The 8,424-nt window shown below is 53.2% G+C and carries 5 protein-coding genes; 1 reads left to right on the top strand and 4 read right to left on the bottom strand.

All coding sequences use genetic code 11. The annotated features are described in order from the left end of the window. The 4 genes from ABJK56_RS05465 to ABJK56_RS05450 form a co-directional block, all read right to left on the bottom strand. Positions 1–515: hypothetical protein (locus tag ABJK56_RS05465; RefSeq protein WP_347243656.1), on the bottom strand; the 515-nt coding region annotated here is incomplete at its 3' end. Between the two features lie 14 nt (positions 516–529). Next, positions 530–1,255 carry a type I-C CRISPR-associated protein Cas5c gene (cas5c, locus tag ABJK56_RS05460; RefSeq protein WP_347243655.1) on the bottom strand — a complete coding sequence of 242 codons (726 nt, stop codon included), beginning with the start codon at positions 1,253–1,255 and terminating at the stop codon, positions 530–532. Between the two features lie 26 nt (positions 1,256–1,281). Further along, positions 1,282–3,630, bottom strand: a complete 2,349-nt coding sequence (locus tag ABJK56_RS05455; protein WP_347243654.1) for a CRISPR-associated endonuclease Cas3'' — start codon at positions 3,628–3,630, stop codon at positions 1,282–1,284. A 1,045-nt stretch (positions 3,631–4,675) separates the two neighbouring features. Next, on the bottom strand, positions 4,676–6,778 hold the full coding sequence (locus ABJK56_RS05450; protein ID WP_347243653.1) for a right-handed parallel beta-helix repeat-containing protein: 2,103 nt from the start codon (positions 6,776–6,778) through the stop codon (positions 4,676–4,678). A 1,043-nt stretch (positions 6,779–7,821) separates the two neighbouring features. Here ABJK56_RS05450 and ABJK56_RS05445 point away from each other — a divergent pair. Then, a partial coding sequence (locus ABJK56_RS05445; protein WP_347243652.1) for a hypothetical protein occupies positions 7,822–8,424 on the top strand: 603 nt, incomplete at its 3' end.

Raw genomic sequence — 8,424 nt, 5'->3', positions numbered from 1 at the left:
GTCGATTCCTCGACGAAGATCCGCGGCAGGCCTGTGCCTGTCTGGAGGGCCACAGTAGCGACATCGGTGGGCTTGGCCTTGAGTGCCTCTAGCCTGCTCTGAATGGCTAGGAGCGTTCCTGCGTCCGCAAGCCCCTTGGCGATTGATGCGAGTTCGGGAACCGGCTGAAGCGGGGGTTGTGCCTGCGCAGCCTGCCGTAACAGATCGACGAAGAAGTCGTGCTTGGCCTGTATCTTGTCGCGGTTCTCTTCATCGTCGGGCCAATTGACGATGGTGGCCAGGCTTTCTACCAGGAAGTGCGACCGCCCACCACCTTGGAGCCAGTTGGCGGGGGCCTGCGGGACTTGAGGAAATTCCCGCCCTTTGCTCTTTTTCTGGCCACCACTCAGGTCGTAAGCATCGATGAACTGTCCCCGCTCTGAAAAAATGAGTAACCACTTGACAGGTTTGCTCTGTAGGCCCGGGGGAAGGATAATTCCCTCGCGGGTGGCGTATTCAAGAAAGTAATGAAGCATCGTTGGCGCCTCCTTTAATCGCTTTCAGGTTTGCGAACCAGGTCACTCTCAAAAGGCGGCACTTCCAAAACACCGTGAATCACCTGGGCACGAAAAACCGTGATAAACGGCGGGCTATCATTGCCGTTTGCCTTACGAAGATCAAAGACGTCATAGAGCATCCAGCCAAGGTCCTGATTGTAATCCACAGGTTGCGGGAGATTGTCGGAATCGGAAATGTAACGGAAGAAGGCGACGAATTCCCGACAACCAAAGGCCGGTTGGTAAAAGCATTTTCCGCAAGACGCACGACGGACAAACTGCGCATCGTAAGCTGTCTGTTGAGACTCGAACCCAGGCCGCGGGACAATGTAGGCCGTGAGCCGATACCGAGGGTTGCGAAGGGCCATGGTCTGGCGTTGTGTGCGTCCCTTATTTGAATCCCCGGTGATCGAATCATCAGCATCTGCCAAGATGGGTTGGGGTTCTTCTATGCCCTTCATCCAATTCTTGACTGCGTTGACCGCCACTTTTTCTTTAACTTCGTTTCTTCGCAGAGGAATATAATTTGGATAAGAAAGCAACTCGATACGCTCGACTTGCCAATAGAATTGGGGCTTGAAGTAAATCGCTTCAAAGATCCCTCGCGCTGCACTGGGAGTAGGACACGGATACGAGTACCGTTCCACTTTCATTTCGGGGCGAGTAAAACACGCGAAGTCGCCCCAAACTTCCAAGATGTGACGCTGTCTTTCAGCCATATGTGGGCCTCCTTTTGCGAATACATCTACACAACAAACGACGAATCGTCCTCCGGAAATACCAGGCCGAGTCGAGGATCATACTCCAGGCTTGGCAGCAAATAGTACCAGTCCGTTGCATTGCTGGAAGATCGCTTTGCTGGGAAAAACTCGATCGGATGGAGGTAGTTCCAGTTGCTTGAGTTCCGACCAGGGGGAAAGATGTCCACAGTTAAGGGCGACGCTTGTCGGCACCATTGGCGTATCCACCCCGGTGTCCCGGCTTTTGAGTTAACCTCGCTGAGGAGCGAATCGAAGGCCGCCCGATCGTAAGGAACAAGTACATGAATAGTTTGCTGCCGAATAAGGCGATACAATCTGGCCACCTCTTCGAAATCCCCTGCCTTGATGGCCTGCAAAAGTTCTCGCTCTTCTTGAGTACCCTCTGAGTCGGCAAAGCCGTGTAACTGGTAGAAGCCATGAAAATACTCACGAATGGCGTCGGGATTTGTCAAGAGCCCACTCAATTTTGCTTCGTCCATTGTTCGCAATCGCCTCAAAAAATACCGTGTGGCTTCGGCCGCCTTGCCGTATCCGGGTGGATATGGATCTTTTTGATCATCTGGCATGAAGACGACGAGTTTTCCCTGGGGACGCAGCCCGTGGCGATTGCAGCGTCCTGCGGCCTGGGCGATAGCTTCCAGCGGCCCTACCGCACGGTAAACCACAGGGAAGTCCAAGTCAACTCCCGCCTCGACGCACTGAGTGGCAATGAGCTTGAGGGGCAAACCGGCGTCCAGCCGGCGATTGACTTCATCCAAAACATCACGTCGGTGACGGGGACAGAGACTCGTCGAGAGATGAAAGAAGGATTCGTGCTCAGACTCCGGTCGGCATGATACCAGCTCTCGAAAGATGGCTACGGCATGACGTTTAAGATTGACAATGCACATCACCTGCTCGTACTCGGCCAGCTCTCTAGCCAAAGCGTCAAAACTTACAGGAGTCTCATCGCGCCAGGTGGTTTGTACACGGTGCGCTGTGGCTTGGAAATAGCGGGGCACATCAGAAACAATCTCGGCTGGTTGCCAGCCATGTGGCGCAAACTCTTGCACACGTTCGTGGAGCACGCCGAAGGCGGGTTGCGTTGCCGTCGAAAAAACGACTGTGCAGCCATACGGCCCCTCAGGCTCGGTAAGGCGAGACAACGCAGCCAGCGAGGCGACAGCCAGATGAACGGGCAGCGTTTGGACCTCGTCGAAGAGAATCACACTCCGGGCAATCCGGTGGAGCTTTCGACACTGCGCAGGACGATTTGCAAACAATGACTCAAAAAATTGAACATTGGTGGTCAGAATGATCGGGGCATCCCAATTTTCGGTGAGAAGCCGCCGCAGAGATTCTTTTTCGTCGTCTTTCGAGATCTCGTCCCGCAGACTGTGATGTTCTAGGACAAAATTCTCTGGAAAGCCATTTTCGACCGAGAAAATCTCCCGATAGATCTGGGCCGTCTGGTCAATGATGTTGATATACGGCATGACGAGAATGACCCGCCGCAGATTGTGCTTCCGTGCATGATAGAGACCAAATAACAGCATTGCCAAGGTTTTGCCCAGGCCGGTGGGCGCGGAAAGCGTGTAAATACCCTGGGGATCACCAGCCCTTTCCCGGCAGTTCTTTTGCAATTGATCTCGGAGGTTGGAAAGCGGGGAATCTTTGTGTTTTTCCCGTACCTGCTGGAGATAGTTTTCGAGGGCAGCGATCGCCTTATCACAATCGAGGCTGGGACCATCCGGTCGCGGTCGACGTGGAACGTTAGCGTCTCCCTCAAAATGGGCCTCGGTCTCCAGGTAGTCGGCGTCGACCAAGGCGGAGAAGAGCATCCGGACGTCGAGCATCTCGGCCACAAGATGCTCTCCTTCGAACGCGAAACCGCTCGTTACGCTTGGCAACGATAGTCCATCGGCTTGTAACCGCCGGAAGAGCTCATCTGCCCTGGAGTCGGTCACTTCGGAGCTGTTTCGCAGACGCTCAACCAGGTTATTCCAGAATTTTTCATAGCTCAGCGGTAACCACGTCAGTTCACTGTGATGGGCCTGGATCGCCAGGGCTGGGTAGATACCGTATTCATTGGCGAATTTAAGCGCCAAGAGGCTTCCCGCTGACCAATGGTCCCCAGCGCGAGACACCTTGCCGTCAAGATAGTCCTGAAACTTGTCTGCGTATTTGCCAATATCATGGAGCAACCCCGCCAGTCGGGCTTGCTCAGCCGCATCGAAGAAATTGCCAAACGCTTCAGCACGTTGAGCAACGTATTCCAGGTGATCGCGAAGAGGCTCACTGACGCCCTGACCGTTCGCATTGGCACTATGTGCCCGAAAATGAGAGATTTGCACGCAAATGCCCTCCTTCAAGCGGTGCCATACAGTGCGCACGCTAAACGCATGCAGTATACCTACGATCCGAAACGGCGACAAGAAGCATTCATTCAGCAATGATCACTTGGATATCGTAGAGATAAACAATGTATAACACATCCGATTGTCGTTTATCGTGGATTAAAGAGAACACAGCGCCACTGGTTGAAAGAAAGAATTCTTTTGTGCTTCTTATACTCGGACGTCAAAAATGACCTCCGAAACCGTCGCTCGACATCTATCGCCACCAGATCCCGAGCCCCGCGGCGGTGTGCCATTAGACACTCAATGCGTTTGTAGACAAATTCATCCTCAGCAAACGGGCGAAAGCACTGTATGCCCCGTAGTAGGTCAAAATCGGCGGTCCGGCGACACTGGTGGGGGGTCATCCGCAGGCTCCTGCCGCGCTTTCTGGAAGGCACCAGTTCGCAACGAGAAACCGTGGCCACGTTGCGGCCAGATGAGCAGTCCGAGGTCTTCGGGTTATATATTATGTATATTTCGGTGTTGTGTGATTTTATGCTGTTGTTGAATTAATGTTACCGTTCTATGATATCTTTATTAACTTGTTTCAGGATTTCGGGTTCCGTCATGCTTTCGGAAAAATGCTTATCCAAGACCTTAAGTCGGCCGAAGCAACCATTTCTGCAACAAAATGTTGCGCTCTGTGTAAAAACCGTTGTGAGCGTTTTTTAAATCCTGGGCTTTTGTAGGTCGTTCAGACTTTTGATTTCCATCTGAACACCGGAGGGTGTTTCGTTTGAATAAACGATCGTACCCCGTCATTAAGGGTACACCCGACCGTTGAGCCGCCGAACCGTGTGATTGATCCTCAAGATCGCATGGGGACCTCCGGTCGAGTTAGAGCATGGGGCTTAAAAGGTGCGGCGGTGCCCGCTGCCCAACCGTTCAAAATGGGCCGTCCCAACCCGAAGGATATGGCGAGTGGCCTCCTCAGGCCTCACCTCGAACTCGATACCCATCTACAATGGCTCCCCCCAAACTCAAGTGCTCGCCTCCCAGATCACTTAAAAAGATTATCTTGAGCGAAAATCGCGCAGCTCTCTTCCTTTGAAAAATTGCCGCCCGCGTTCTCCTGAGAAGTGTTGCGGAGCACGGCGCCACCGCTTCCCTCCGCAAAAAGGATCCCTGGCCCCGCGTTGTTTTTGCACAAATTCGCCACAAGCACCACCTGGGAATGCGATCGGACGCAAATACCCGCCCCGCCATTGGAAATACATTCATTTCCCTTGAGTACAGGGACGTCCACGAGGCAAGGCGATAGATTCGCGTTTAGTGGTGGGTCGTATTTCACAGCTTCCGATACAACAAAGATCCCGTGCTCCTGGTTGTCCTCAGCCGTGTTGTAGGAAACATCCCACCTGCCGGGATAACCGATCACAATGCCCGAGCGCTTATTGCGGCGGCATTCATTGCCGAGCAACGCCCCATAAGCGGCCGCTCCACAATAGACGCCGCTACCTTTATTAGCCTGGCAGACATTCTCAATCAGAAAGAGGTGCTTGGCATACATGACTTGGATACCCACGCCTCCGTTATTCTCACACCTGTTTCGATCGAGGATCACCCTGGGATAGTCGAAGATGGCGATACCGACGTCTAGATTTCCCACGACGTGGTTGTCGCGCAGTTCAGCTTCGGCCTGTTGTCCGACATAGATGCCCTGTTGCCCGTTCAGCGAAAAACGACAGGCGCTGACAACACTCTGACTGCTCTGATCAAGCAAGATCCCGGCAAATGCATTCCTGACAAATCGGCAGTTTTCAATCCGAGCTCTGGCGTGCCCGCTGACCAGCACACCTGTGTCGTGTTGAAGGAAGGAACAGCGCTGGATGACGGCACGAGCACTTTCGAGCACTTCCACAGCGTCGTTCTCCTTGCAACCTCGCAAGCGGCAATTCCGCATGATAAGCCGGCCTTCACTCACTGTAACCAGGGTGGAGAGCTCGGGAGACAGAAGACGCATCGCCAGGTTTTTGAAAATCACCGCGCCTCTGGTGAGAATGCAAAAGCCGGATTCTTTCCCGCTCACAATTAGCTTGGCACCGGCGTGGGGCTCGCCATAAATCCGAACAGGCTGACGGAGGATTATCTTGCTGCGGAGGCGGAGTGGGCCGGCCTCTAACCTTAAAATTCCGTTCGGTAACAGGCGCCGGAACAGCGAGGCTCTGACTGTCCCCTTGGTCAAGGTGATCTCGGCCACTTTTCTGATCTGCCCTGAGAAGGAGCTCTCGTAGGCTGCGCTCAGCTCGGTCACCCAGCCCATACAACTGAGACGAGGGCGCTGGTCCGGGTCAGACGCCAAAGCGGATGCCACCAATTCCTTCTCCCAGTTTTCTAGTTCCGACACCGGATGCGGAGCATGGGAAGTTCGGGGGCGCTCCTCCGGGTTGGGAATCCAACCGGTGCGAAGCTGAAGATAGAACTGCGCCAGACAGTAGAGGTCTGTTGATGGATGAAACTGACCTTCCGGCTTCAATTCGGGTGGCACATACTCCCACGATAAAGGCACCCGCCTCCACCGCCACAGCCACTGCCTGAATGACAACAGCCCCGCCTCAGAAACGACCACACCATTCTCCCATGTTCCAATGTGCGTTGGCTTCAAATAGCCGTGAAATATTCCCTCTGAATTGAGATAATCCAGAGTGGCGGCCACGGACTGGCAAATTTCCAGGGCTCGATCGGCTGAAATACCGTGAACATTTGTGTTTGCATATAAGCCGCCCAAGAAATCGGGGGGCTCTGGAAGCGGGTAATAACATAGAACAAGACTCCCCCCGACTGCAGCCCAATCGAAGAGCTTGACAACGCCCGGGTGCTGGGCCACTTGAACGAGACGTCGCAAGCTGGATGCGAGGGACTCTGCCTGCTTTACACTGCCTACGACAAACGTCAGTCGGGAGGTTGACTGATACCCTCTTGGATCCGGTGGACCGGTATCATTTTCTCCAACATCCCCCGTCAAATCGGCTACTTTAACAAGGACCGACACTTCGCTTCGCAACGTGCCTGCCCACGCTTCAAAACACGGGCCCCTTCCCAGAACTTTCTGCGGTGTTATCCCCTTTTCACGGATAAGGAATTCCCTCACGCCGCTTCTCATAACACATCCCCTTTTTCTCAAATCGTAACCTGCAACAGCCACTTTCATTACATTCTGAAGCCCCTGTCACAATAGTATGCCTCGAACCCAAACACCACCATATTGGCTGGGCTGGCTTCACACCGGGTTTTCCCGCTCTATTTTGTCCACTGCGTCAACGACTCTCAAGCCTGTTCTCAGCGAAAATCGAACAATCCTGGTGATCGTCGCCGTAATCCTCCTCGAGCGCTTATTGGAGGCTGTTTGATTTAGCACGCTTGACCGGCACCCCTCTGGAATGGAGTTGATTTCTTGCATTTTGATCTTCAACTTGTCGACATTCTTCAGCACACGATCACATTCTTTAGGCACTTCCGGGATTTTCATTGTTTCGTAGATAAACTGCGGACGCAGCCTTCGGTTACTCTCTTTAATACTAAGATATTCCGGTTCGTTACTTTCCTAGCAGTCTGTATTTTCTCAGACGAATATGTATTTACATAAAACGCGCTGGTACTTTACACACGAAAAAACCCATAACGTGCTTGTATCCCATTTTTTCAACATGGTTTTCGCGTTTTAATCCGCATCATCATAGACATCTTGAATGGCCCTTCCAAAGTGGCCCGCTCTTCTCCCGAGGCGCGAACCTGGGTCTTGGTTCCATGAGGATGTTATTTGTTACCACACCTTTCGCCACCAGCTTTACCTACGCACGGACTTGACGCTCCCACTTTTGCAGTGACACGCCAACCCACGATGTGCCTCCTCCGCGAGGTTCGCCACCCTCCCTTTGAACCCGCCCAACCGGCCAGCTAGCATCGCTGGTCTGACAAGGGGCCTAACCATCAGGTTCTTGAGGCCTTTGGCGGCTGCCGCGCTACCACGCCGAATCAAATCAAGTTGTCTATTTGTTCACTTTTGCCACCGACCGGCTTCGCACCACCTAGCACTTTGTTCGCAATTACTAGCAACCTCTCTGTTCAATCTGGGAGAGCTCACACTATACCCAAGTTACGACGGCTGCATTTGGCCCGTTCGTATTGCCTTCCCTGAGCTGTCCGATGTCTTACATTTATAACAAATACGTCATAAATTTATACGGAGATTTGAAACCGCGTACTCAGCCTAGGTGGGACGCCCCAGAAATTAATGCACCCCTGAAGTATCTCGGTAGATACTTCTATGTATATTCCCAGGGTAGTCAAAGTAATTTGATCTCGGACCAGGGCAGCGCACGCGAGGTGTGGTACCTCCTGGTGAGTCTGGAGGATGAAACGGGTAATAGCGCGGAAGTCCACGTGAAGGACTACTTGGGCTGGGTCCCGGGGCAGTACGTGCCCCTCCAAAGAGAAGCTCTTAGAGACCCCGCAACAGGGGTCCATCTGAAGGCTTTTGCGCACGTTCCTTTGGCCGAACTTCAGGAAGCGCAAAGCGAAATCCTCCTGAGGATGGCCGTTCCCGCAAGGATACGCCCCTTTGATCGAAACGCACCGCAGACTCAGGAACTGCGTGTGTTCAATTTTTATTTCGTGATGGCACAGACGGGAGACAATCTAGAGCGGGACTGGGTATTTTTAGCGACGCAGTACGAAATTGGGCAAGGCGAGTTCGGGGCAGAAGCCGTAGCAGTGGGCTGGGTGGAGCTGAAGTATTTCCAACTTTGG

Source organism: Thermogutta sp., assembly GCF_039793925.1.
Classification (GTDB): domain Bacteria; phylum Planctomycetota; class Planctomycetia; order Pirellulales; family Thermoguttaceae; genus Thermogutta.
Note: the sequence above shows the minus strand (reverse complement) of the source record. Positions and strands in the feature narration are given on the sequence as shown.

Bases quoted from the DNA above. Each gene is read 5' to 3' on its own strand.
- cas5c (WP_347243655.1), bottom strand. From the start codon at position 1,255: ATGGCTGAAAGACAGCGTCACATCTTGGAAGTTTGGGGCGACTTCGCG.
- ABJK56_RS05450 (WP_347243653.1), bottom strand. From the start codon at position 6,778: ATGAGAAGCGGCGTGAGGGAATTCCTTATCCGTGAAAAGGGGATAACA.